General features: G+C 70.7%; 22 protein-coding genes. 8 read left to right on the forward strand and 14 right to left on the reverse strand.

All coding sequences use genetic code 11. The annotated features are described in order from the left end of the window. Positions 1 to 153 precede the first annotated feature (153 nt). Together VGC13_RS28085 and VGC13_RS28090 are read right to left on the reverse strand one after the other, a co-directional pair. Positions 154 to 2,664 (reverse strand): ABC transporter permease, encoded by a 2,511-nt coding sequence (locus tag VGC13_RS28085; RefSeq protein ID WP_331128644.1) that lies wholly within the window; start codon positions 2,662 to 2,664, stop codon positions 154 to 156. Positions 2,665 to 3,139: 475 nt separating this feature from the next. Beyond that, positions 3,140 to 3,874, reverse strand: coding sequence for an ABC transporter ATP-binding protein (locus VGC13_RS28090; protein WP_331128645.1), 735 nt, complete (start codon positions 3,872 to 3,874; stop codon positions 3,140 to 3,142). A gap of 499 nt (positions 3,875 to 4,373) precedes the next feature. Between VGC13_RS28090 and VGC13_RS28095 the strand changes: the two genes are divergently transcribed. From VGC13_RS28095 to VGC13_RS28125, 7 genes are all read left to right on the forward strand, one after another. Continuing rightward, complete coding sequence (locus VGC13_RS28095) at positions 4,374 to 5,627, forward strand: efflux RND transporter periplasmic adaptor subunit (RefSeq protein ID WP_331128646.1); 1,254 nt, start codon at positions 4,374 to 4,376, stop codon at positions 5,625 to 5,627. An 8-nt stretch (positions 5,628 to 5,635) separates the two neighbouring features. Beyond that, on the forward strand, positions 5,636 to 7,015 hold the full coding sequence (locus tag VGC13_RS28100; protein WP_331128647.1) for a TolC family protein: 1,380 nt from the start codon (positions 5,636 to 5,638) through the stop codon (positions 7,013 to 7,015). A 38-nt stretch (positions 7,016 to 7,053) separates the two neighbouring features. Continuing rightward, positions 7,054 to 8,436, forward strand: coding sequence for a sigma-54 dependent transcriptional regulator (locus VGC13_RS28105; protein ID WP_331128648.1), 1,383 nt, complete (start codon positions 7,054 to 7,056; stop codon positions 8,434 to 8,436). 555 nt (positions 8,437 to 8,991) lie between these two features. After that, positions 8,992 to 10,311, forward strand: coding sequence for a sensor histidine kinase (locus VGC13_RS28110; RefSeq protein ID WP_331128649.1), 1,320 nt, complete (start codon positions 8,992 to 8,994; stop codon positions 10,309 to 10,311). A 774-nt stretch (positions 10,312 to 11,085) separates the two neighbouring features. After that, a complete protein-coding gene (locus VGC13_RS28115; protein ID WP_331128650.1) occupies positions 11,086 to 11,823 on the forward strand; it encodes a hypothetical protein in 738 nt (245 codons plus the stop codon). Beyond that, positions 11,823 to 13,220 carry a hypothetical protein gene (locus VGC13_RS28120; RefSeq protein WP_331128651.1) on the forward strand — a complete coding sequence of 466 codons (1,398 nt, stop codon included), beginning with the start codon at positions 11,823 to 11,825 and terminating at the stop codon, positions 13,218 to 13,220. Before VGC13_RS28115 ends, VGC13_RS28120 begins: the two co-directional genes overlap by 1 nt. Positions 13,221 to 13,278: 58 nt before the next feature. Continuing rightward, positions 13,279 to 16,533, forward strand: coding sequence for an error-prone DNA polymerase (locus tag VGC13_RS28125; protein ID WP_331128652.1), 3,255 nt, complete (start codon positions 13,279 to 13,281; stop codon positions 16,531 to 16,533). Between the two features lie 27 nt (positions 16,534 to 16,560). Here the strand turns inward: VGC13_RS28125 and VGC13_RS28130 are convergent, their stop codons facing one another. The 4 genes from VGC13_RS28130 to VGC13_RS28145 form a co-directional block, all read right to left on the reverse strand. Beyond that, positions 16,561 to 16,752 (reverse strand): hypothetical protein, encoded by a 192-nt coding sequence (locus VGC13_RS28130; RefSeq protein WP_331128653.1) that lies wholly within the window; start codon positions 16,750 to 16,752, stop codon positions 16,561 to 16,563. Further along, complete coding sequence (locus tag VGC13_RS28135) at positions 16,749 to 17,234, reverse strand: hypothetical protein (protein WP_331128654.1); 486 nt, start codon at positions 17,232 to 17,234, stop codon at positions 16,749 to 16,751. Before VGC13_RS28135 ends, VGC13_RS28130 begins: the two co-directional genes overlap by 4 nt. A gap of 320 nt (positions 17,235 to 17,554) precedes the next feature. Next, positions 17,555 to 17,746, reverse strand: a complete 192-nt coding sequence (locus VGC13_RS28140) for a hypothetical protein (protein WP_331128655.1) — start codon at positions 17,744 to 17,746, stop codon at positions 17,555 to 17,557. After that, positions 17,743 to 18,210: a PIN domain-containing protein gene (locus VGC13_RS28145; RefSeq protein WP_331128656.1), complete on the reverse strand. Its 468-nt coding sequence runs from the start codon at positions 18,208 to 18,210 to the stop codon at positions 17,743 to 17,745. Before VGC13_RS28145 ends, VGC13_RS28140 begins: the two co-directional genes overlap by 4 nt. Positions 18,211 to 18,327: 117 nt before the next feature. Between VGC13_RS28145 and VGC13_RS28150 the strand changes: the two genes are divergently transcribed. Beyond that, positions 18,328 to 18,522, forward strand: coding sequence for a hypothetical protein (locus tag VGC13_RS28150; RefSeq protein ID WP_331128657.1), 195 nt, complete (start codon positions 18,328 to 18,330; stop codon positions 18,520 to 18,522). 27 nt (positions 18,523 to 18,549) lie between these two features. Here VGC13_RS28150 and VGC13_RS28155 read toward each other — a convergent pair whose 3' ends face one another. From VGC13_RS28155 to VGC13_RS28190, 8 genes are all read right to left on the reverse strand, one after another. Further along, positions 18,550 to 18,744, reverse strand: coding sequence for a hypothetical protein (locus VGC13_RS28155; protein ID WP_331128658.1), 195 nt, complete (start codon positions 18,742 to 18,744; stop codon positions 18,550 to 18,552). A gap of 42 nt (positions 18,745 to 18,786) precedes the next feature. After that, the gene (locus VGC13_RS28160) at positions 18,787 to 19,194 is read right to left on the reverse strand and encodes a PIN domain-containing protein (RefSeq protein ID WP_331128659.1); all 408 of its coding nucleotides are present in this window, start codon (positions 19,192 to 19,194) and stop codon (positions 18,787 to 18,789) included. After that, complete coding sequence (locus VGC13_RS28165; protein WP_331128660.1) at positions 19,182 to 19,514, reverse strand: type II toxin-antitoxin system Phd/YefM family antitoxin; 333 nt, start codon at positions 19,512 to 19,514, stop codon at positions 19,182 to 19,184. Before VGC13_RS28165 ends, VGC13_RS28160 begins: the two co-directional genes overlap by 13 nt. 282 nt (positions 19,515 to 19,796) lie before the next feature. After that, positions 19,797 to 21,401 (reverse strand): serine/threonine-protein kinase, encoded by a 1,605-nt coding sequence (locus VGC13_RS28170; RefSeq protein ID WP_331128661.1) that lies wholly within the window; start codon positions 21,399 to 21,401, stop codon positions 19,797 to 19,799. A gap of 57 nt (positions 21,402 to 21,458) precedes the next feature. Next, on the reverse strand, positions 21,459 to 22,211 hold the full coding sequence (locus VGC13_RS28175) for a hypothetical protein (RefSeq protein WP_331128662.1): 753 nt from the start codon (positions 22,209 to 22,211) through the stop codon (positions 21,459 to 21,461). Positions 22,212 to 22,287: 76 nt separating this feature from the next. Beyond that, positions 22,288 to 23,547, reverse strand: a complete 1,260-nt coding sequence (locus VGC13_RS28180) for a winged helix-turn-helix domain-containing protein (protein WP_331128663.1) — start codon at positions 23,545 to 23,547, stop codon at positions 22,288 to 22,290. Positions 23,548 to 24,084: 537 nt separating this feature from the next. Further along, entirely contained in the window at positions 24,085 to 24,411 is a 327-nt protein-coding gene (locus tag VGC13_RS28185) for a heavy metal-binding domain-containing protein (protein WP_331128664.1), read from the reverse strand. 407 nt (positions 24,412 to 24,818) lie between these two features. Then, positions 24,819 to 24,980 carry a hypothetical protein gene (locus VGC13_RS28190; RefSeq protein ID WP_331128665.1) on the reverse strand — a complete coding sequence of 54 codons (162 nt, stop codon included), beginning with the start codon at positions 24,978 to 24,980 and terminating at the stop codon, positions 24,819 to 24,821. Positions 24,981 to 25,018: the final 38 nt, after the last annotated feature.

Genomic DNA, 25,018 nt, shown 5'->3' on the forward strand with positions numbered 1-25,018 from the left:
ACTACCTCACGCGTCTTGGCCGCCGCGTCATCGCCGCTGCCTGCCGACTGCGGGAGGGCTCCATCATCCCCGCGCTCGCTGGCCTGTCGGCATAATCACGACCAGCTTGCGCAGGATTTCATCGGTCAGGGACTATTCCCTATTCCCTATCCCCTACTCCTCCCGCAGCGCCTCCATCGGCTGAACACGCATCGCCTGGCGCGCGGGCCCGGCGGTGGCCAGCAGGCCCACCGCCACCATCAGCGCCGACACCGCGGGGATCAGCAAGGGCGCCTTGTCGCCCATCGTCGCGCCGCCGGTCGCGACGTTCAGCAGCACGGCGGCGGCCAGCCCCACGCCCACCCCGATCCCCAGCTGCCCCAGCGCCCGCGAAAAGATGCCGCGGAGAATGCGCCGCGGGTCCGCGCCCAGCGCCGCGCGAATGCCGATCTCCCGCCGCCGCCGCGTGACGGTGAACGACATCAGCGCGTACATGCCGGCGGCGGAGAGCAGCAGCACCGTCAGCGTGACCAGGCCAATGCCCAGCGCCGTCATCCGCATCGTCATCTGCAGCGCCCGCAGCGACTGGTCCAGCGGCTCGGCGCTCCCCAGGCGCAGCGTGGGGTCGATCGCCGTGGTGACCTCGCGCAGCCGCCCGGTGAACGCCCCCGCCGACGCGCCCCGCATCCGCACCGCCAATCGCGCCGGGTACACCTGCCCCGGCACCATGGGGTGGTACATCCGCTGCTGCACCGCATCGGGCTCCATGGCATTGGGAAAGTCGCGCACCACGCCCACGATCTCGTACCAGCGCCCCAGCTGCACCTGGTCCTCGGGCGCGTCGCCCCCGCGCCCCACGTAGCGCACCCGCCGCCCCAGCGCGTTTGCGCCGCCCAGCACCTCCCGCACGAAGCTCTGGCTTACCACCACCGCCGTAGCCGCGGTGTCCATGTCGGCGGGGCCAAACCCCCGCCCCGCCAGCACCGGCACGCCAAAGAGGCCAAAGAAGCGACTGTCCACGTGGCCGGACCGGATCCTGTGCCCGGCCGTGCCTTCCTGCACCGCGTAGTCGCCGTTGTCCGTGGGCGTCGCGACGCCGTCCACCTCTACCCACATCACCGGCTCGCGGCCGGGAACGTGGGAGCCCAGGGCCACGTCGGTCACCGCGGGCTCGGCCCGCAGGCGCGCGGCCAGTTCGTCCAGGCGATCGCCGAAGCGGGCGTTGTATGCACTGTCGTATGCCGCGGCCCGGGCACTGGGCGGCGTTTCGTAGTCCATCCCCACCGAGGCGGCAAGGAACTGCTCCGCCGCAAAGCCGGGGTCGGTCAGCCCGTACCGCATCCACTCCCACGCGCCGAACACCGCCGTGGGAAGCACGGCCACGGCAAACGCCACCTGGGCCACGATCAGCACTGTCCAGGTGCGCCCCATCCGCATTCCCGTGCCGCCGCCCAGCTGGCGCAGCCCGGCCTGCAGGCGGCTGCCCGTGGCCTGCACGGCGGGGATCACGCCCACGATCACCGCCGCCAGCACCGCCAGCCCCAGCACGTACACCACCGTCCCCGGCGTCAGGCGAAAGTCCATCCAGAACGGGTACTCGCCGCTCCCCCGCGCCGGCAGTTTCGTCGCCAGCCAGGTCAGCACCGCCCGGGCCGCCACCAGCCCCACCGCCGCCGCCCCGGCCGAAAGCACCAGCGCCTCGATGAACAGCTGGGCCACGATGCGGCGGCGGCTGGCGCCCAGGGCGCTGCGCACGGCGATCTCGCCCATGCGCGTGGCGGTGCGGGCGTACACCAGGATGGCCACGTTGGCGCACACCACCACCAGCAGCAGGCTGACGATCACCCGCAGCACCTGCACCTGCCACTGCGCGATGTCGTCCGCGAAGTCGTTGCCCAGCGCGTACGGCAGCACGCGGGGCCGCAGCCGCGTGTGCGTCGCGGGGAACGCCGCCGCCGTCCGCCGCCCCACGGCCTCCACCTCGGCCTGGGCCTGCGCCCGCGTGGCGCCCGGCGCCAGCCGCCCGAAGACGGTGATCCCCGGCCCCTCGATGCGCCCGTAGTCCGCGGGATTCAGCTGCAGGGGCGTCCAGAAGCGGTGGTCCAGCGGCCAGGCGAACCCGCGCGGCATGACCCCCACCACCGTGTGCACCGCCGTGCCCAGCCGCACCTCGCGCCCCACGATGCGCGGGTCCGAGGCAAAGCGCCCGCGCCACACGTCTTCGCCAATCACGATCACCGGCGGCGCGCCGGGGCGCTCGTCCTCGTCCAGCAGCGTGCGGCCCAGCAGCGGCGCCACCCGCGCCACGCGAAAGCCGGACGCGCTCATCTCGGCCACGGCCACCTGCTCGGTCTGCTGGTCGGGAACGATCAGGTTGCGGCGGAGGGTGCGGAACGCCCCCAGCTCGCGCACCGTCTTCAGCTCCTCGCGCCAGGCGACGAAGTCGTGCAGGATGCGGCGCTCCTGGTTGGATGCCTCCGCGTCCCACAGCTGCAGCGCGACCACGCGGTCCCCGTCGTCCAGCGGCAGCCGGGCCGAGGCAATGGCGGCCGTGGCGTTGAAGAACCCCGCGCCAATGGCGATGGCCACCGCCATCCCCAGCCCGCCCACCAGCGTCAGCAGCGGGTTCTTCAGCAGCATCCGGGCGCCCAGCTTTACGTCCAGCCAGGAGATACCAGTCTTCACGAGACTCTCCGATCGATGATTTCAACGGCGCGCCCGCGGGCGCACCAGCAGCGGCGGGCAACGGTACGGTGGATGGAAATCAGCCGGCGACAATCATCAGCGAGGCGTCTCCGTGCATCCTTCAGCACGAAAACGCGTCTGTCATTCCGAGGCCCGGCCACCCTGCAACCGGACGATCACGCCGCGGGTTGCAGGGCCGAGGAATCTACTTTCGGCCTGCTCGAGGCCGGACGCGGCAGCGCGCGCAATCGCCGCGGCGGCGCAACCGCCAGACAGGGCCAGTCCGGGGCGTCACGACACGCCACGAGGAGACGGAGAGTAGATTCCTCGGTCGCGCACCGGGTTCGGTGGCAAGGCAACGTGCCGGGTGTGCGCTCCCTCGGAATGACAGATTGGGGTGTGGCGGCCCGCAACGGTCCAGGCAGGACGCCATCCGCACGACGGCAAGCTGCGACGGTGAGGCGCGAAGCCGCCCTCAGGCCACGGCGTGGGGTCCGGCGTGCGGCGCGTGCGCGGGGGTGGCGGCGTCTTCCACCACCTGGCCGTCGAACAGGTGCACCTGCCGGTCGGCGTAGCCGGCAAAGCGGGGGTCGTGCGTCACCATCACCAGCGTGCTTCCCTGGCCGTGCAGGTCGCGCAGCAGGTCCATCACCGCGGTGGCGTTGGCCGAGTCCAGGTTGCCCGTGGGCTCGTCCGCCAGCAGCACCGCGGGGCTGCCCGCGATGGCGCGCGCCACCGCCACGCGCTGCTGCTGCCCGCCGGAAAGCTGCGCGGGAAAGTGGCCGTTGCGGTGGGACATCTGCACCCGCTCCAGCGCCTCTTCCACGCGCCGCTTGCGCTCCGCCGCGGGCATGCCGCGATAGGTGAGCGGAAGCTCCACGTTCTCGAACACCGTCAGGTCGCCGATCAGGTTGAACGCCTGGAAGATGAAGCCGATCTCGCGGTTGCGGATGCGGGCGCGCTCGGCGGCGGACAGGCTGTGCACCGGCTTGCCCCCCAGCCGGTACTCGCCGCCGCTGGGCGAATCCAGCAGCCCCAGCACGGAGAGCAGCGTGCTCTTTCCGCACCCCGACGGCCCCGCGATGGCCACGAACTCGCCGGAGCGGATGCCCAGGTGCACGTTGGCCAGCGCGTGCGTCTCTACCTGGTCCGTGTAGAACACCTTGGAGACGTTGTCCAGCTGGATCAGCGGGTCGTTCGCGGTGGTCATCGCTTGCACTCCACAGGGGATTGATGAGGATCGGCGGATGCGCAGGCCCCGATCCGTTATCGACGGTTGGATGTCACAGGCGGACGGATCGGATGATCGATCGTCCGCGGCGGATGCGGGATGCGGAATCACCCGTGTCCGGCCCGATTAGAGACACGGTTCGTGCCGCGCTCCCGCATCGACCCAAATCCCCTGTGCCGCAACGATTTGGGGATGATCGATCGATGTCGTCAACCGCAGTGCGGTGTCCGGTGTTGGGATTCGGTGCGCGGAATCGAACACCATCGACCGGTTCCGCGGCCTGAGCGCTGGTCAATCACGAGTGTTCGATAATGGGACGCGGATTCCCAGCGCCGGACAGCAAACCTCGAAGGATGATCGGCATCCACGGACCCAAATCTACATCCCGCAACGACTTGCCTCCACCCGCCGATCCGGCACGCGGCTTCCCATACATCGGGGCAGACGGACCCGCCTTTCCCCGACCCGCAGACTGACCGTGGACGTACCTCGCACCGATTCAAAGTCGCGCCGCAACCGGCGCTTTGCCATGGCCGGCGCCAGCGTCGCGGTGCTGGGGCTGCTGGCCTTTGGCGCCACGCGCCTGGAGCCGCCCGCCCCCTCCATCGAGCGCGAGCAGATCATCATCGACAGCGTGCGCCGCGGCGAGATGGTGCGCGCCGTGCGCGGCCCCGGCACGCTGGTCCCCGAGCGGGTGCGCTGGATTCCCGCGGCCACGGGCGGCCGGGTGGAGCGGGTGCTGGCCCAGCCCGGCGACCGCGTGGAGCCCGGCACCGTGCTGCTGGAGCTTTCCAACCCCGACGTGCAGCTGGAGGCGCTGGACGCGGACCGGCAGCTTGCGCAGGCGCAGGCAGAGCTGGTGAACCTGGAAACCACGCTGCAGACCCAGCGGCTTACCCTCCAGGGCTCGCTCTCCACCCTGGGCGGCGAGGCGCGCGAGGCGCAGCGCCGCGCGGACGCGGACCGCGAGCTGGCGGAGCGCGGGCTGATCGCGCGGCTCGAGGTGGCGCGCTCCGCGGACCGCGCACGGGAATTGGCGGAGCGGCTGCGGACGGAGCAGGAGCAGCTGCGCGTGCTGGACCGCTCGGCGCAGTCGCGGCTGGCGGTGCAGCGGGCGCAGGTGCAGCGGCTGCGCTCCATCATCGACTTCCATCGCCAGCGCGCCAGCGGCATGCGGGTGGTGGCGGGGGCGGCGGGGGTGCTGCAGGAGCTTCCGCTGCAGGTGGGGCAATGGGTCACCCCCGGCACCATGCTGGCGCGCGTGGTGGAGCCCGGCCGGCTGAAGGCGGTGCTGCGCATTCCCGAGACGCAGGCGCGCGACCTGTCCGTGGGGCAGACGGCCAGCATCGACACCCGCTCCGGGGTGGTGGCGGGGCGGGTGGTGCGCATCGATCCCGCGGTGCAGGGCGGCACCGTGAGCGTGGACGTCGCGCTGCAGGGCGAGCTGCCCCGCGGCGCGCGGCCGGACCTCAGCGTGGACGGCACCATCGAGCTGGAGCGGCTTCCCTCCGTGCTGCACACCGGCCGCCCCGCGTACGCGCAGTCGGAGGGCAGCGCCTCGCTGTGGAAGCTGGTGGAGGGCGGCACCGCGGCCGTCCGCGTGCCCGTCCGCCTGGGCCGCGCCTCCGTCAACACGGTGGAGGTGGTGTCCGGCCTCGCGCAGGGCGACCAGGTGATCCTCTCGGACCTGGCCCGGTGGGAGAACGTCGACCGCCTGAAGATCCGCGACTGAGTGTGATGATGCGATTCCTTTCGATCGACCCGATCTCCTCGCGACTCCGCGCCGCCACCGCCGTCCTCGCCGCCGCGCTTGCGCTGGCCCCCGCCATCGCCCGCGCGCAGCAGCCGCTGACGCTGGACCAGGCGGTGCGGACCGCGCTGGATGCGCACCCGAACGTGCAGCGGGCAGAGGCGGACGCCATCCGCGGCCGCGCCGGGCGGACGGAGTCGTGGGCGGCCCTGCTTCCGCGGGTGGGGATGCAGACGGGCGTCACCCGCAACGACGTGCTGCAGCGCACCGCCACCGATCCCATCACCGGCGGCATCGTCTCCCTTCCCGACTCGCTGATCCAGAGCCGGCAGAGCTTTGGCACCAGCGCGGTGCTTTCGCTGGACTGGACGCTCTTCTCCGGCGGCCGCGGCCTCAGCGCCACCGCCGCTGCCCGGGCGCGCTCCCGTGCGGCGGACCACGGCGTCTCCTCCGCCCGCGTGCGCGCCGCGGCGGAAGTGACGCTCGTCTACCTGGACGCGCTGGAGGCCCAGGCGCTGGTGGAGGTGCGCCGCGCGCAGGAGGTGCACGCCCGCGAGCTGGAGCGGACGGCGGAGGGGCGCTTCGCCGCCGGCACGGTCCCCGAGATCGACATGCTGCAGGCCCGTCTGGCCGCCAGCGAAGCGCAGATCGCGCTGATGGACGCGGAGGGCGAGGCGCGCGCCCGGCGCCTGGAGCTGGCGGAGCAGATGGGCGCGCCGGCCGACGCGCTCCACGCCCTCTCCGCCCCCGAGGCGCCGCCCGCGCCCGACACCGCCGCCGTCCGCGCCCTGCTGCTGGCGCAAAGCCCCCTGCTGGCCGCCGTGCGCGCGGAACGGGACGCGGCGGCGCGCGACGCACGGGCGGCGCGGCTGGACCTGCTCCCCACGGTGACGCTGGGGATGGACCGCGTCTGGTCGGAGTTCGGGCGAACCCGCGACGCGTTCACCCTGCAGCCGCGCAACGTGCAGGCGTACTACCGCGTGAGCGTGGCGTGGTCGCCGCTGCAGCGGCCGGGCAGTATCTTGGCGGGGCGCCGGCGCGGCACCGCCGGCATCCTGGACGCGCAGGCGGACGAAGCCGCTGCGCGGCGCACGATGGAGCGCGAGGTGTCCGTGGGACTGGAGCGCTGGGCCCGCGCATCCGCCCTGCGCGAGCGCGCACGGCTGAACCTGCAGCTGGCCGAGCGGCAGCGCGAACAGGCGGAAGAGCGCTACCGTGTGGGCGTGGCGCCGCTCAGCGAGCGATTGAACGCGGCCATCCTCTGGGCCGAGGCCGCCCGCCAGGACGCCATCTCGCGCCATGCACCGCTGCGCGCCGTCGCCCTGCTGGAGCGCGGCACGGGCGTGCCCCTGCGCGGGGCGCTGCCGTGAATCACCCCCGAACCCGTCCCCCTGCCCTGTCCGACCCCGTGTCCGCACCGGCCGAAGCCCCCCGCGTGCTGGTGGCCGACGACCAGCCCGACGTGCTGCAGGCCGTGCGGCTGCTGCTGAAGGCCGAGGGCTACCGCGTGGAGACCGCCGGCTCCCCCGCCGCCGTCGCGCGGCAGCTGCAGGAGCACGACTTCGACGTGGTGCTGCTGGACCTGAACTACGCCCGCGACACCACCTCCGGCGCGGAGGGGATGGACCTGCTGCGCCGCATCCGCGCCGTGCATCCCACCCTTCCCGTCGTGGTGATGACCGCGTGGGGAAGCGTGGAGGGCGCGGTGGAGGCGATGCGCATCGGCGCGCGGGACTACGTGGAGAAGCCGTGGGACAACCACCGGCTGCTGGCCACCCTGCGCGCGCAGGTGGAGCTGGGCCGCGCCCTGCGCACCGCCCGCCACCTTGAGGACCAGAACCGCCGCCTGACGGACGACGCGGCACCCGCGCTGGCGGCGGAGTCGCGCGCCATGCGCGACGTGCTGGCCATGGTGCGCCGCATTGCCCCCTCCGACGCCAGCGTGCTCATCACCGGCGAGCACGGCACGGGCAAGGAGGTGGTCGCGCGGCGGCTGCACGCGGAATCCGCCCGGGCGGGGCGGCCGCTGGTGACGGTGCACGCGGGCGGCATCGCCACCGGCGTGGTGGAAAGCGAATTGTTCGGCCACGTGAAGGGCGCGTTCACCGACGCCAGGACGGAGCGCATCGGCTACTTCGAGGCCGCGCACCGGGGCACGCTGTTCCTGGACGAGATCGGGACGATGCCGATGTCGCTGCAGGCCAAGCTGCTGCGCGTGCTGCAGACGGGCGAGTTCCAGCGGGTGGGATCGACCACGTCGCGCACGGCCGACGTGCGGCTGATCAGCGCCACCAACCTGGACCTGCACCAGGAAGTGGCCGAGGGCCGCTTTCGCGGCGACCTGCTCTACCGCATCAACACGGTCGAGATCCACGTCCCCGCCCTGCGCGAGCGGCGCGAGGACGTGCCCGTGCTGGCGGACCACTTTCTCCGCGGGTTCGCCCAGCGCTACGGCAAGCGGCTGCAGGGCTATGACAGCGACGCCATGCGGGCGCTGTTGGACTACGCCTGGCCGGGCAACGTGCGCGAGCTGGCGCACACGGTGGAGCGGGCGGTGCTGCTGGCCGGCGGCGAGCGGGTTGAGGCGGCGGACCTGAACCTGCGCCCCGCGGCCACCGCACGCGGCGGCGGCGACGCGCTGGAGGGAATGCCGCTGGAGGAGGTGGAGCGGCACCTGATCCGCAAGGCGCTGGACCGGCACGGCGGCAACGTGAGCCACGCCGCGGAGGCGCTGGGGATCTCGCGGAGCGCGCTGTACCGGCGGCTGGAGAAGCACGGACTGGAGACGTGAACGGGTGAACGGGTGAACGGGTGAACGGGTGAGGCGCGTGCGGATGGATACGGCGCGTGGGCGGGCGCATCGGTGGGCGGCACGCGGGCGATGGGACCACGGGGCATGGGGCCACGGGCATCGCCGTCGCGGGCCACGGCGCCACGGGCTAAAGCCCGCGGCTAGGACGGCCATAAGCCCCGCCCTGGGCTCGCGGAGCTCGCCCGGCGGGGCTTCACCTGCTCGCGGGGGCCATGCTCGTGGTGTCCGCACGCTCCGGTGTGTCCACAAGGCAACCGCGCACCGGGACCCGTCCACGCCCGCCGAACCCTCCCTAACCTCCATGCCCGCCAATCCGCGAAGGCGGATTTCGTGTAGTTGTTGCAGCGAATTCATTCGCCATTGCGGCCGGATGCTCCAGTGTGTCCACAACGCACCCGCACGCCGAAACCCGTCCACGCCCACCAAGCCCTCCCTCACCCCCATGCCCGCCAATCCGCGAAGGCGGATTTCGTGTAGTCGTTGCAGCGAATTCATTCGCCCTTGCCGATCCGGCCACCACTTGGCCGCGTTCCGATGCCGATAAAGGCCCTCCGGCGCTCGGATGCGCAGGTGCTGCTGCTGGCGCTGGCGGCGGGGCTTCCGGGGACGGCGGCGGCGCTCGCACTGGCGTGGGCCCTCCCCGCGCCGCCGCTGGTGCGGTGGACCGTCACCTTGTTCGTCCCCGTTCTGTGGATCGCCTTTGCGGAGGCGGCGCGGCGGCGGTTCGCGCGGCCGCTGCAGACGCTGGCGAACCTGATTGCGGCGGTGCGCGTGGGCGATTATTCCACGCGCGCCCGCATCTTCGATCCCGACGACCCGCTGGGGCTGGCCAGCCTGGAGCTGAACGGGCTGACGGACCGGCTGCGGAACGTGCGGCTGGGGGGGATGGAGGCGGCGGCGCTGCTGCAGGCGGTGCTCAGCAACCTGGACGTGGTGGTGATCGCCCTGGACCATCGCGAGCGCATTCAGTTCGCCAACCGCGCCGCGGCCGAGCTGCTGGGCGTGCCCGCCGACGCGCTGGCCGGCGCCGCCGCGCGCGAGCCGCTGCAGGGGCTGCTGGACGTGCAGACGCCGGCCACGGTGGAGCGCACCTTTCCCGGCGGCAGCGGGCGGTGGGACCTGCGCCGCGCCAGCTTTCGGCAGGACGGTGTGCCGCACCAGCTGCTGGTGCTGAGCGACGTGGGGCGCGTGCTGCGGCAGGAAGAGCGCGAGGCGTGGCAGCGCCTCATCCGCGTGCTGAGCCACGAGATCAACAACTCGCTCACCCCCATCCAGTCCATCTCGCGCAGCCTGCTGGACCTGATGGACCACCCCCCGGCGCCGGACCGCGACGAGGACCTTGGGCAGGGGCTGGCCGTGATCGCCGCGCGCGCAGAGGCGCTGGGGCGCTTCATGCGCAGCTACGCGCGGCTGGCGCGCCTTCCCCCGCCCCGCAAGCGCCCCGTGGACGTGCGCGAGTTGATGGAGCGCGCCGTGCGCCTGGAAACCCGCGCCGCCATCCGCCTGGTGGAAGGCCCGCCCGCCGTCGTCCACGCGGACCCCGACCAGCTGGACCAGGTGCTCATCAACCTGCTGGCCAACGCGGCCGAGGCGGCGGCGGAGACCGGGGGCGGCGTGGAGGCGGGATGGGATGCGGACGCCCGCTTCGTCACCCTGTGGATTCGCGACGAGGGACCGGGGATCGGCGGATCGGCCAACCTGTTCGTCCCCTTCTTCACCACCAAGCCCAGCGGATCGGGGATCGGCCTGGTCCTCAGCCGCCAGATCGCCGAAGCCCACGGCGGCACCCTGCACCTCGCCGACCGCTCCGACCGCACGGGCTGCGAAGCGAGGCTGGTGCTGCCGATCCGATAGCGGCCACCGCGCAGACGTGCTTCGTCGCGACGCCTTCCTATCACCCGTTCATCCAGTATCACCAGATCTGGAAACAACACCTTTGGGGTACAGAGGAACAGAGTCAAACAGAGAAAGCGAATTGAAGCACGATCTCCTTTCCTCTGTCTGACTCTGTTCCTCTGTACGATCATTCTTTTTCAGGATTCGGTATAAAAAATGTGAACCCGCACGGGTGGGCCCGACGTGTCCGCAAAGGCGGTGGGATGGCTCACCGTGCCTCCTCCCGCCCCAACCAAACCCGCCACGCGCACCAATCCCTCCCCCATCTCCACACCCGCCAATCCGCGAAGGCGGATTTCGTGTAGTTGTTGCAGCGAATTCATTCGCCCTTGCAGCCCTCCGGCCCGTCACATCCACCCACATCGCACCCATCCAGCATCCGCCATCCGGTCACCCCGGACCCACCCCCTCGTACGCCTCCAATCCCGCCACCCGCAGCCCCTCATCCGCACAACTTCTCCATCGTGGACAGCGTCCATCTTGGCGTGCGTACGAATCGTAAACTAATGCGCGGATTGGGTGCGTGGTGCAATACAGCTAGCCAGCATGGACGCCGCCGTACACATCATCAACCTTTACATCCCGGCTCCGGTCATACAAGTCTAAGTATCATCCAAACAAGTACTTAGCAGATCCAGACCGCCAGCTTGTTTCGGATAATGTTCGGTATTACTCTTGCTTTGCATCGGTGTCGCAAAGCGAGTGCACCGTGTTTTATCCGAGGCTACAAACGTGAGCGCCGCACCCGACCTCAAGCTGCTTCGCGCCGCCCTGGAAAAGCGCTTTGGCGATGCCATCGTGCCGATTCCGGGGCAGGCGCCGTCGCGTGAGCGCGCGGGGTTCCGCACGGGCGTGGCGGCGCTGGACGCGCTGGTGCCGGGCGGCGTGCCCCGGCGCGCCATCACGCTGTGGGCGGGCGAGGCCACCAGCGGCCGCACCGCCGCCCTGCGCGTGCTGGTGCAGGCCGCCTGCCGCGAAACGCTGGTGGCCGTGGTGGACGCCACCCGCACGCTGGACCCGGCCGCCTGGTGCGGGCCGGACGGGAGCTCCGCGCCGGGGCTGTGGGTGGCACGCCCCCCCTCGGCCGCGCACACCGACGAGGGCGCCTGGGTGGCCGAGACGCTGCTGCGCACCGGCGCCTTTGGCCTCGTGGTCCTGGACGGGCCCGCGCCGGAGCCGGTGGAGGCGCACCGGCTGCGCGCCCTTGCCCGCGAGACGGACGCGGCGGTGCTGGTTTCCACCGACGGCGGCGGCACCTCGTGGCGCGCGGACGTAAAGCTGGACTTTCGCCGCACCGGCGTCCACCCCGGCCTGCGCGTGGGCGGCCGCTTTCGCCGCCCCTCGGCCGTGCAGATGGCCAAGGGGTGGGGCGCCCGCACCGGCGAGCGGCAGGTGGAGCTGGTGCACGAGCCCGCCGACCGGCTGCACGCCGCGCACGGACCCGACCGGCGCGCCGGCGCCCGCGCCTGATGCCCGCGCCGCAGCGGCGGATCGCCTGCGTCCGCCTGACCTCCACGGCGGACCCGGACGCCCATTCGCGCGCCGCGCTGGCCGGCGCGCTGCTGACGGCCGCGCCGCGGGTGATCCCCGTGCGCGGTCATCCGCGCGCCTGGTGGGCGGACGTCACGGGGATGGAGGGGCACGGCGGCGACGCGGGGGTGGGGCGCGCCCTGGCGGAGGCCGCCGCGCGCGCGGGGTGGGAGGCGCACGCGGGGGTGGCGGCCTCCTGCATCGCCGCGGCGGCGGCCACGCGCGAGCGCGGGGTCGACGTGCGCGTGGTGCCGCCCGGGAAGGAGCCCGCCTACCTGCGCCGCCGCTCGCTGGCCATCGTCCCCATGCCGCCGGACCTGCGCCACTCGCTGGAGCTGCTGGGGCTGCGGACGTGCGGCGACCTGGGCGCGCTGGTGCCGGCCGAGGTGGAGCTGCGCTTTGGGGCCGAGGGGCTGCGTGCCTGGCGGCTGGCCCGCGGCGACGACGTGCGCTGGCCCTTTCGCCCCGCCGCGCCCGGCATCGCCGCGGCGGAGGCGGACTTCGAGCCGGCCATCGAGAACGCGGAGCCGCTGCGCTTCGTGCTGGGCGGGCTGATCGGCGCCGTGCTGGGGCAGCTGGAGACGCGGCAGCGCATTCCCGTGCGGCTGCGCCTGGTGCTGCGGGTGGAGGACGCGCGCGACGACGTGCGGGAGATTCGCCCGGCGCGGCCCACGGCCGACGCGCGGGTGCTGGCGGACCTCTGCCGGCGCGCGGTGGACGCGGAGCCGCTGTCCGGCCCCGTCCGCGGCGTGTCGCTGGTGGCGGAGGAGGAGGGGACGGCGCGGGCGGACCAGCTGGACGCCTTTACCGCCCCCGCGCCGGACCCCAGCGCGCTGCACTCCGCCCTTCTCCCCGTCTTCGCGCGCTGGGGGGACGGGGCGCTCAGCACGGCGGTGCACAACGGCGCGCACCTTCCCGGCGAGCACGCCGGCTGGGCCGCGCGGGGCAGCGACGGCATCGCCGCGGTGACGGAGGCGCGGCCGTCCGGCGAGGAGCGCTCCGCAGACGCCAGTGTCGTGTTCCGCAACACCCTCGCCCTCTGTCTGCGCCGTCTTCCCGAACCCCTTCCCGTCGGTGTGCGCGAAGACGCGGAACACCGTCCCGCACAGGTGGACATTCCGTCGGGGCAGAACGCCTTGCAGAACGGGGGCATCGGGGGTTTTCCACCACGGATGTGGAAAACTCGGGCCGAGGGTCCGGAACGGATTTCGGGGGCGTGGTGGGCGCGGGGAACGGCCCGCGAGTACTGGCGGGTGGAGTCGCCGGAGGGGTGGCTGGGACTGGTCTTTCGCGACGGCGCAAGTGGGCGGTGGTACCTGGAAGGATGGTACGACTGAGGCCCGTTCGTGACCTGGACGCGATGGCTCAATGCGGGCGATTAGGGGCTAAGTCGTTGTGAATACGCAGGATTACGTAGAGCTGCATTGTCACAGCGCGTTTTCGCTCGGTGACGGTGCTACGTCTCCCGAGGGCCTCGTGTCAAGGGCCGCGGAGCTCGGATACACGCACCTGGCGCTCACCGACCACGACGACCTGGGGGGCGCCGTGCGGTTTTCGCGCGCCTGTGCATCCAGCGGAATCGCCCCGCTCCTGGGCGCGGAAACCACGCTGTGGGACGGATCTCACCTCACCCTGATTGTGGAAAACTGGTCGGGGTGGAAAAACATCTGTGCCCTGCTCACCACGGCCCGCACGGAGAGCCCGCGCGGCACCCCCGCGCTGGACCTGGACGCGCTCGCCGCGCGGTCGGAGGGGCTGGTCGCGCTCTCCGGCTGTCCCCACGGCAGACTGCCGACACTGATGCGCCAGGAGCGGCACGCCGAGGCGCGCGCGTGGGCGGGGAACCTCAAGGACATCTACGGCGACCGCTTTCACCTGGAGCTGTGGGACCACCGCACGCACCAGGAGGCGTCGCTGTGCGCCGACCTGCTGGACCTGTCGCGCGAGACGGGGATCCCCTGGACGGTGACGCACGACGTGCACTACGCCGACCCCACCGGCCGCGCCGTGCACGACCTGCTCACCTGCATTCGCCGCGAGACCACGCTGGACGAGGCGCACCGCCGCGGCTGGCTGCGTCCCAGCGCCGAGTGGTGCCTGCAGCATCCCGCCGAGATGGCGCGGCGCTGGCGCACGGCGCCCGAGGGCATCCGCCGCACCCGCGAGATCGCGGAGCGCTGCGCCGGCTTCCGGCTGCACGAGGCGCCCCCCATCCACCCCCGCTTTCACCTTCCCGCCGAGTGGGATTCGGCCGACGCCATGCTGGAGTCGCTGGCACGCGCCGGCATGCGCGACCGGCTCCCCGAGGCGTCGGCCAAGCACTGGAAGCAGCTGGAGCACGAGCTGGCCATCATCCGCACCATGGACATGGCCGACCACTTCCTAGTGGTGTGGGACATCTGCCGCTTCGCGCGTGAAAAGCGCATCCTGTGCCAGGGGCGCGGCTCGGCGGCCAACTCGCTGGTGTGCTACGCGCTGCGGATCACGGCGGTGGACCCCGTGGCCAACGACCTCCTCTTCGAGCGCTTCCTCTCTCCCGAGCGCCCCGAGCCGCCCGACATCGACGTGGACTTCGCGGCCATGGACGACCGCGAGCGCGTGCTGCAGTACGTGTACGACACGTACGGGCGCGGCCACGCGGCCATGGTGTGCACCCACGTGGAGTACCGCGGCCGCTCGGCCATCCGCGACGCCGTGCGCGTGCTGGGGCTGCCCGTGGCCGACGCGGACTTCCTGGCCAGGCGGGTGGATGGATACTCGTCGGCGACGAAAGCGGCGGAGTGGCTGGAGATGGCGGACGGCAAGGCGCTGCGGGCCATCGGCCTGGACCCCGCGGAGCCCAGGGCGAAGGCGCTGGTCAAGCTGGTGGGCGGGCTGGACGGCCTGCCCCGCCACCGGGGCATCCACAGCGGCGGCTTCATCCTCTCCGGCACGCCGCTGGGCGAGTCCGTCCCCATCGAGCAGGCGTCGATGGTCAAGCGCACGGTGATCCAGTGGGACAAGGACGACTGCGCGGACCTGGGCGTGCCCAAGTTCGACCTGCTGGGGCTGGGGATGCTCAAGCTGCTGGGCCAGTGCATGGACCTGATCCGCGACTGGCGCGGCGAGGAGATCGACATCGGCCGGCTGCCGATGGACGACCCCGCCGTCTACGCGCAGATCGGCGCCGCCGACACCATCGGCCTGTTCCAGATCGAGAGCCGCGCGCAGGCCAACTTCCTCCCCCGCCTGCGCCCCACCTGCTTCTACGACGTGGTGATCTCGGTGGGCGCCATCCGCCCCGGCCCCATGCTGGGCGGGCAGGTCAAGGAGATGCTGGCGCGCCGCCGGGGCGACGTGCCCACCGAGTATCCGCACCCCGACCTGGAGGCGGTGCTGGGGCGCACGCACGGGATGGCGCTGTTCCAGGAGCAGCTGATGCGCTGCGCCATCGTGGTCAGCGGCTGCAGCGCGGGCGAGGCCGACAAGCTGCGGCGCGCCATGAGCCGCAAGCGCAGCCGCGAAGACATGATGAAGGCCACGCAGACCATCCGCGACGGCATGCACGCGCGCGGCGTGGACGAGGAAGCCGCGGAGAAGGTGCTGGGATGGCTGGAGGCGTGCGCCAGCTACACCTTCCCCGAGTCGCACGCCATCAGCTTCGCGCTGCTCGCGTACGCCAGCGCGTGGCTGCGGCACTACTATCCCGCGGAGTACCTGTGCGCCATCCTGAACGCGCAGCCCATGGGCTTTTACCCCGTATCCACGCTGATCCACGACGCGCGGCTGCACGGGGTCGAGGTGCGCCCGGTAGACCTGGCGCACAGCGCGTGGGACTGCACGTTGGAGGAGAAAGATAGTGCGTCAGTGCGTGAGTGCGTGAGTGCGGAAGTGAGCGGCGCCGATGCTCGAGCCCACTCCCGCACTGACGCACTCACGCACTCACGCACTTCTCCCCCCGCCGTTCGTGTTGGCCTGCGCTACGTCCGGGGCCTGGGGACGGTCACCGGGCGGCGGTTCAGAGCGGAGCTGGAGCGGGGGGCCTTCGCCAGCGTGGCCGACGTGGTGGAGCGGTTCGATTCGGAGCACGGGCTGCGCGCGCTGGCGGCGGCGGGGGCGTTCCGGTCGTGGATCCCGGGCGGGCCGCGGCAGGCGCTGTGGACGGTGCTGGGCGAGTGGCGCGCGCGCCGCAGCGGCGGTCCGCTGGCGCCCGTCCGCCCCTCCAGCACGCAGCTGCCGGAGCTGGCGCCGGCGGAGCGCACGCTGATGGCGCACCACGTCACGGGCTTCGACATCGACGGGCACCCCATGCGGCACCTGCGCGGCTACCTGCGCGAGCTGGGCATCGCCGAGCTGGCCGACCTGCGCGACGGCGCCCACCGCCACGGCGAGCGCGTGACCGCCGCGGGGCTGGTGATCGTGCGCCAGCGGCCGGGGACCGCCAAGGGCTTCGTGTTCGTGGGGCTGGAGGACGAGACGGGCCGCCTGGACGTGATCATCACGCCGCAGCTCTACGAAAAGGAGCGCGAGATCATCAACGGCAGCGGCATCCTGGCCGTGCGGGGAAAGCTGGGGCGCGAGGACGGCGTGGTGAACCTCAAGGCCGAGACCTTCTTTCCCCTGCGCCTGGACCAGGCCAGCCAGGTCGTCCGCTCGCACGACTACCACTGACCGCGCGAGCGGGTGGCGAGGGGTGGATCAGGCGGCGGATTTGTCCTGCCTGGGACGCGGCGGCGCCTCTACCCAGCCTTCGCGCAGGAGTTGCTCTTCGAACTCGCGAAGATGGGAGAAGAACTTGTCAGGATCATGGTCGAACTCGGCATCGAGAGCCTCTCGAAGCTCGTGCAGTTCATCGAGCACCTCATCGACCGGGTTCCGATGCTCCGTCATCCTCGCCTCCTGAGCAGATCATCCGGTGTCACCAATTCAGGCACATGCAATCCGAGCCCCGAGTTGACCCGCCGGATGTGAGCCCTTTTGTTGGGGTTTGCCAAGTGCCGACAGTCCCACGTTACAATGAAATCACAATGATCATCAGAGGCAAGGGCCAGATGGATTGCATCCGCTATTGTAGGCTTTGACGGCATCAGCTTGTGCTCCACATATACCCTTGCGATCTCCCGTATCCGCGAACGTGCGAACAACACCGGAATTCCCCGCATAAGATCCATGCGCAATCGCACCATGTGGTGCCTACTGCCCGCCGCCAACTCACGAAGTACGGTGGAGCCGGTCACCAGTTCGTAGCGCTCTGCGGCATCCGACCACCAGATGCGCGTAAGATCACGCCGTGCAACCAGCTGCGGCTGCATGCGCGTTTCATAGTAAAAATTCGGAATCGTCGTCTCGACGTACACGCGTGGCTTCGGCATGCGCGCGAAGCTATCAGCGTGCGGATGCGCCACGGAAGCCCGCGTGCGAACACGGCCACGTGCGGCACGGGCCTGTTTGGAAGCTGGCGAAAAGAGGGCGCTTCGCAGAAACACGAATGCGCGCCGGGAACCGCGCTCCTATCCAGAGTAGCGCGGATCATCAACGGCAGCGGCATCCTGGCCGTGCGGGGAAGGCTGGGGCGCGAGGACGGCGTGGTGAACCTGAAGGCCGAGACGTTCTTTCCCCTGCGCCTGGACCAGGCCAGCCAGGTCGTCCGCTCGCACGACTACCACTGACCGCGCGAGCGGGGAGGGATGGGTCAAGCCGCGGATTTGTCCTGCCTGGGACGCGGCGGCGCCTCTACCCAGCCCGCCTGAAGGAGCTGCTGATGGACTTCCTGAAGATAGGCGATGTACTTCTTGGGGTCGTGGTCGAACTGCGCAGAAATCGCCGTTCGAACTTCGTGAAGCTCATCGAGGACTTCGTCAACCGCGTCGCGCTCCGCACTCATGCTCTCCTCCGGAGCAGGTCCTGTGGGGTCACCAGTTCGGGAACGTGCAAGCCAAGGGCCGTGTTGATCCGCTGGATGTGCGTGGCCTTGTTCGGGTTCGCCAAGTGCTTGCAGTTCCACGTTGCAATGAAATCGCAATTGTGATGAGATGCAAGCGCGAGATGCGTAGCATCCGCCGTATTCGGCCTTCCTGGCATCAGGCGATGTCGCACGTACGCTTCCACCGTGGCAGCTGTTTTCAAATCTGGGAAAAGGACTTCAATCCCGCGTAAAAGCGCCATCCGCAGCGGCACGCGATCACTAGTGCCTGCGGCAAGCTCAACGAAAACCACCGAGCCGGTCACCAGTTCGTACTGTTCGGCAGCGTCCGACCACCACACGCGCGTGAGTTCACGTCGCGCGACCAGTTCCGGCTGCGGACGCCTCTCATAGTAGAAGTTTGGAATTGTCGTCTCGACGTACACGCGTGGCTTCGGCATGCGCGCGAAGCTATCAGCGTGCGGATGAGCCACGGAAGCCCGCGTGCGAACACGGCCACGTGCGGCACAAGCACGTTTCGAAGCTGGCGAAAACGGTGCGCTTTGCAGAAACACGAATGCGCGCCGGGAACCGCGCTCCTATCCAGAGTAGCGCGGATCATCAACGGCAGCGGCATCCTGGCCGTGCGGGGAAGGCTGGGGCGCGAGGACAGCGTGGTGAACCTGAAGGCCGAGACGTTCTTTCCCCTGCGCCTGGACCAGGCCAGCCAGGTCGTCCGCTCGCACGACTACCACTGACCGCGCGAGCGGACGACGAGGGATGGATCAGGCGGCGGATTTGTCCTGCCTGGGACGCGGCGGCGCCTCTACCCAGCCCGCCTGCAGGAGCTGCTGATGCAGTTCCTTCATGTACGCCATGTACTTCTTGGGATCGTTGTCACAGCGCTCCCACAGCCGCCGCCGAGCTTCGCGGGTTTCTTCCACGATGTCGTCGGCCTCGGTCCATCCCTCGTCATTCATCAACACCTCTGTCTCAACGCCAGTTGAGCAGATCATCAGGCGTCAACTCGGGGCAGCGTGCACCATCAGGCCGGGGACGCGCACGAACTCTCGCAGGTTTCCCGTAACCAGGGAGTAGCTGCCCGCCAGGCACGTGGCTGCAATCCACATGTCGTGCACGCCGATCGGGGTTCCCGCCGCCGCAAGGTGGGCCCACAGGTGCGCGTGCACCCTGGCCACGGCCTTGTCGGCCGGGAGGATGGGGAACGCTCCCAGCAACGCTTCTACCGATGCCAGCCGCCGAGTGCGCGCGGTAGTATCCTTTGTTCGATGAACCCCGTGCAGCAACTCGCTCGCGGTGACAGCGGAAAGGAACCCCTCGCCTTCACCCAACCCCTCCAGCACGTCGACGACGTTCAGCCGGCCACGTTCGTGCTCGATGAGGACACTGGCATCGATCAGGATTCCCACGGGTCCCGCACCTCCAGCCTGTTGAGTTCATCGCGGGCGGCGTCCAGATCGCGGCCGAACTCCTCTGCCTCGGCGGGCGTAAGGCGCGGCAGGCTGGCAAACAGCGCGGGGATGTCACGGATGGGGACGCCCCGCGTGACGGGGCCGAGTTCCGCCACTGGCTTGCCTCCGCGCGTCAGGATCACCCGCTCTCCCAGATACGAGACGCGGTTTACGTACTCGGCGAAGTTGCGCGCGACTTCTGTTACGCTGGCTGTACGCATGGCCCACTCCTGAATCGAAGGAATCTGATTCAGTAAATTATCAGATAATCTGATCATGTACCACTCCTGTCGAAGGGGTTTAGCCGTCAATGCACCTCTTCTCAGCACCTGATTTGATGATGACCCGGTGCGGCAGCTTTGTGAAGTGCCCGTGCGAACACGGCCAACAGCGGCACGAGCGGGAGCGGACGTGTCGTAAAGCGGATGAATGAGGACGTCTGCGGCATGCGAGCCATCCCCATCGGCGCTCGCGTCAGCTTGCCTCGATTCGCGGAATGAGGCACAACAAAATGCCCCGCACCTATGGTTCGATGCGGGGCGTATCTGCTGGCGCGGTGGTCAGTAGCCGACGAAGGGCGGGGTGATCACGCGGCGGCGGGTGAGGCGGGCCATCACGAAGCTGGTGACCACCTGCATGCCGAACATGGCGGCCAGCAGGATGGCGGGATCGGTGTCGCGCCCCACGTAGTACACGGCGGTGGCCGTGGCGATGATGGAGCCGAACAGCGCGAACCGGTAGCGGCCCCGGCGCCCGGTAAGCCGGTGCACCGCCAGCGGCGTGAACAGCACCGACGCCGCCGCACCGGCGTAGATCTGGTCGGTGCGCCCCTGCATTACGCCGTTGCCCGCCAGCACCCACGCGCCCACGAACAGCGCCATCACCGCCGTGGTCACGGTAAGGTCCCACAGCCCGCGAAAGAAGCGGCGCACGCCACCCGGCCGCTGCGCGGCCATGGCCGCCGCGGGCGTCGCGGCGTGGGCGTGCAGCGCGGGAAGCTGCTGCGCCAGCGGCGGCGGCGCGAACGAGGTGGTCGCCGGCGGCGGAACGGTGGCGGCGCGCGGCGGGGCGAACGCGGGCGGAACCGTGGCCTCGCGCACCGGACGCACGGGGCGCGCGGCGGGCCCGGGCTGCACCGTCTGCAGCCGCGTTCCCTCGTCCGGCTCCACCGAGACGGCCCCGAGCGGCGCGCGCGCACGGCGCGGAGGCAGCGGCGGCGGGGCAGCCACAGGGATGGCCGAAGCGGCGGCGGCTGCCGGGCCTGCGACGGACGGCGCGGCGGCGGGGGCGGAGACGCCGTGCGTCAGCGCGTCCGCGAAGGCGGTGGCGTCCGAAAAGCGCTGCAGCGGGTGGATGGAGAGCGCGCGGGCCAGCGCCTCGCGCACCCGCGGCTCCACGTCGGGGGCCCGCTCCGGCAGCGCGCGGACGGCCTCGGCCACCTCCTCCGCCATCCGCACCGCGTCGGACGAGGTGAACGGGCGCACGCCGGTGAGCAGGTTGTAGCCCACCGCGCCCAGGCTGAACACGTCGGACGACGGCGTCAGGCGCTGCTCGCCGCGCATCTGCTCGGGCGAGGCGAACGCGGGGGAGAACGGCGAGCGCCCGAACTCCGTCAGGTGCGTCATCGTCCCCTCGTCGCCCGAAAGCTGGGCGATGCCGAAATCCAGCACCCGCACGTGCGGCTCGTCGGCGTGGTCGCTGGTCTCCAGGAACAGGTTGCCCGGCTTTACGTCGCGGTGCACCAGCCCCACGCGGTGCCCCGCCGCCAGCCCGCGCGCCGCCTGCCGCAGAATGCTGAGCGAAACGTGCATGGGTGGGGGGCCGGTGCGCGCCAGCCGCACGGCCAGGTCTTCGCCGGTCAGCAGCTCCATCACCAGAAAGTCCAGCCCCACCGCGTCGTCGGTGCCAAAGTCGTACACCGACACCACGTTGGGGTGGTGCAGCCCCGCCGCCGCGCGCGCCTCGCGAAGAAAGCGCGCCTGCAGCCGGCCGTGCTCCCCGGGATCGGCGGCGGTAATGCCGATGACCTTTACGGCCACGGCACGGCCCAGGCGCTCGTCCGTGGCACGGTACACGGCGCCCATGCCGCCGCGGCCGATCACCGCGTCGATTCGGTAGCGCCCGCACAGGGAGCGCCCGGTCAGCAGGCCCGCGATCCCGTACATCTGGGATGGTTTATCGCGTTGGGGTGATGGATGTGGATGCGCTTGCGCGGCCGTGACTTACGGATGGGGGAACGATCTGGTTTCACCCCGCCCGCCCGCGCCGGCGGAAAGCACCCCGCCCGAATGCCGCAGCCGCTCGATGCGCGACGCCATCGTCCGGCGGGTGGCCTCGGCCAGCTCCGCGAAGGCCTTCAGCAGCATCTCCGTGGTATCGAACCCCACGCCGTCGAGTTCCACCAGCGTGGGGTCCGCGCCCAGGCTGATCGCCAGCTCCTCCCATGCAGGGTCGCACGGCCCCATGTCGCCGGGGGTGTACGGCGGCGCCGGGTGCTCCGCGCGCGAAAAGGCCCGGAACTCGCCCGCGACCCGCAGCACCCCGTCGTCGCCCAGCAGGTACGCGTCCACGTAGAACGACCAGTGCTCCGCGGTGGTCCCTTCGGGATCGGTGTCCACGCTCCCCATCAGCACCACTTGCGCGACCGTGCGGGTGCGGACGGCGCGCCGCCGCACCCAGCGGGTCAGCGCCGAGTCGTGCGAGTCGGCCCAGGGCGGATCCCACCAGGGGCGCGGAAGGGTGACCACCAGGTCGGCGGCGGACCACGCGTCCAGGTCGCCGCTGAGCTGCGCGGCCTGCTGGGCCAGCTGCTGGATCAGCTGCCACTCCACCTGCAGCAGCGACGCGCCGCCGGTGAAATCGCTCAGCATTCCCGCCGCCTCGGCGAACGCCTTCTGGGCGGCGGCGGCGGCGGAGATCCCCTCGACGGGACCGGCCGGGATCTCGTCTTCGGAAGGTGTACGCAGGGTCGGCACGGGTGCGGCGAAATGCGGTGGATCGGCGTGCCGGAGCACCGGGACGCCCGGCGGAACGGACGCGGGCGTCCGGAATCTAACGGATTCCGGGCTCTTCGTGCACTCGCCCCTCGCTCTCCGCCTGCAGCGCGGCGCGCAGGCGGGCGGCGGCTTCGGGGGGATCGCTGTCGCGAAGCTCCACGCGCGGGGTGCCGTGCCAGCGGGCGCAGTCGCGGATGCGAGCGGCCACCTCGGTGATCAGCCGATCCGTCAGGCGCACGCCGGGCTCGAAGTGGATCTTCCGCACCTCGAACACGCCCTCCTTGCGATGCGCCTTGGGGTCCAGCCGCCCGACCAGCTTTCCCCGGTGCAGGATCGGCAGGACGAAGTAGCCGTAGACGCGCTTCGGGGCCGGCGTGTAGACCTCGATCCGGTATTCGAACCCGAACGTCTCGCTGGCCCGCGCGCGGTCCCACACCAGCGGATCGAAGGGCGAGAGCAGCGTCGTCAGCACGGGCTTGGCGCGCCCCGCGGCGGCGGCGCGGGCGGTGTCGGCATGCTCCGGATGCACGTACCCGGGCTCCTTCCATCCCTCCACGGTCACGCGCAGCAGCTCACCGTCTTTCGCCAGCTGCTCCGGAAGCGCTTTGGTGGTTGTCTTCGCCATGCGGAAGTAGTCCGCGACCCACTTCGCCTTCGCGATCCCCAGCGCGCGCACCGCCTTCACCACCAGCGCCCGCCGTACCTCGTCCGCGGAGGGAAGCCGGGAGTCGTCCCACGAGGGAAGCACACGCTCGCGCAGGTCGTAGATGCGCTGAAAGCCCTCGCGCCGCGCGATCATCAGCTCGCCGGCGGTGAACAGGCTTTCCATCATCTGCTTTTCCGGCTTGCGGTCCCACCACGCGCCGCCCTTGCCCTCGCGCGCGAAGTCGGTGGAGCGCACCGCGCCGTGGTCGCGCACCCGCTGCAGAAAGCGCGCGGCCTCTTCGCGGTGCGCCTCCATGAACCGGTGCGCGTACCGCCACCCGGCCCACGAATGGTCCAGCATGCGGTGGCGGTAGAGCGGATAGTCTTCCGTGGGAAGAAAGCAGGCCTCGTGCGACCAGTACTCGAACAGCTTGCCCTCGGCCAGCAGGGCGTCCAGCCAGCGCGGCTCGTAGTCGCCCAGGCGCGTCCACAGCACCAGGTACGGGCTGCGCGCCACCACGCTGATGGTGTCGATCTGCAGCGCGCCCATGCGGCGGATCGCCGCCAGCACGTCCGCCTTGCGCGCGCGCCGGCGCGGCCGCCGGTCCAGCCCCTGCGCCGCCAGCATCAGCGCGCGCGCGGCATTCTGGTCCAGGTGAATCTCCGTCACGGTGGCGGAAAAGCAGGGTGGCTGTAGAAGCGGCGGAGCATCGTCATACGAGCATCCGGAAAACGGCCGGCGTCGCGGGAGGCGTGTTGCTCACCTCGACCGTGGAGTGGACCTCGGCCGTGGAGTGGGTAGATGGTTCTCCAGATCGCGCATCAGGTGGTGCGGACGGCCTGTTCCCACGCGCTTCGGAAGAGGACCCCGCGATCCGCATCCCTCCCAAAAAATTTCTCATGGCCCCCTGCCGCATTCCACCTCTCTCCCGTTCCCGACATCCCACGCCGGCTCGTGCCTCGTCGACCAGCGCGCCATGCCTCCGCTCACCACGGATCCGCGTTTCGGAAGGTGAGAGCGGAGGGAACGGCACGAGCGAACTCTTTTGACTCTGCTAACTCTGTGTGAGGCCCGTTCTTTCTTGTTTTCGGCATGCGATTGATTCTGAAGATGCGGCACGGAGCGGCGCCACGCGAGAGGATGCGGAAGCGCCGGAGCATCCTGAGAATGCCCCGGCGCCCCCCCAATCCACCGAACGGGTGCGGACTACTGCAGAACGACCGCCGTGCCGCTGGCGCTCACCATCAGCATGCCGCCGCCCTGGCCCACGCTGATGCTCTCGTAGTCCAGGTCCACGCCGATGATGGCGTTGGCGCCGCGAGCCGTGGCTTCCTGCACCATCTCGTTGATGGCGATCTGCTTGGCCTTGCGCAGCTCCTCCTCGTACGCGGCCGAGCGCCCGCCGATGACGTCGCGGATCCCCGCGAAGAAGTCACGGAAGATGTTGGCGCCCATGATGGCCTCGCCGCTCACGAGGCCCAGGTACTCGCGCGCCGGGCGACCCTCCACCGTGGTGGTCGTGGTGATCAGCATCTGCTCGTCTCCCCTGAGTTGAGATCGTACGTTCCGCCGCCCGCCACCCCGTGCGGACGCGCCGGCCGCAATGCGTGCACCCGGCGGACCGCAGCATACGCGGGACGGGGTCCGCGAGATTCGGCGGACGCCGATCCGGGCGAGCGGCGTGCGTCTGCGCGGCGGCGGTGTATCTTGCGCCGTACTCCCTGATCACCGAAGTACCGGGATCGCAGAAGATGCCCGTGAGCCCGGGGTTCGTGGAGCCGGGATGCCGGGATGGGAGATGGCGAATGGATGGGCGGCGGGGCGAGGATCACGCCGGATCCTCGCCCCGTTCGTTCCATGCTCGCGATCTCCACCCGGATCTGCACGGCCTCAGGCGGACCGCCCGTGTTCACCGGCCTGAAACGGAGAGGAGCCGGTCGTCAGCAGCCGCAGCTGCGGGTCGCCGGCTGGGGGACGCACCACTCGCCGTCGTTAGAAATGCAGTGCGTCAGGGAAATGGCGGCCAGCCGGTCCATCTCGCCGCGGCCGGTGTCGAACGCTTCGACCTTCAGACTTTCCACGTTCAGCTTGAGCTTGGGCATCTTTCCTCCCTGGTGTGGACGGTGAGCGGATCATCGAA

It is taken from the genome of Longimicrobium sp., from assembly GCF_036399255.1.
GTDB lineage: Bacteria > Gemmatimonadota > Gemmatimonadetes > Longimicrobiales > Longimicrobiaceae > Longimicrobium.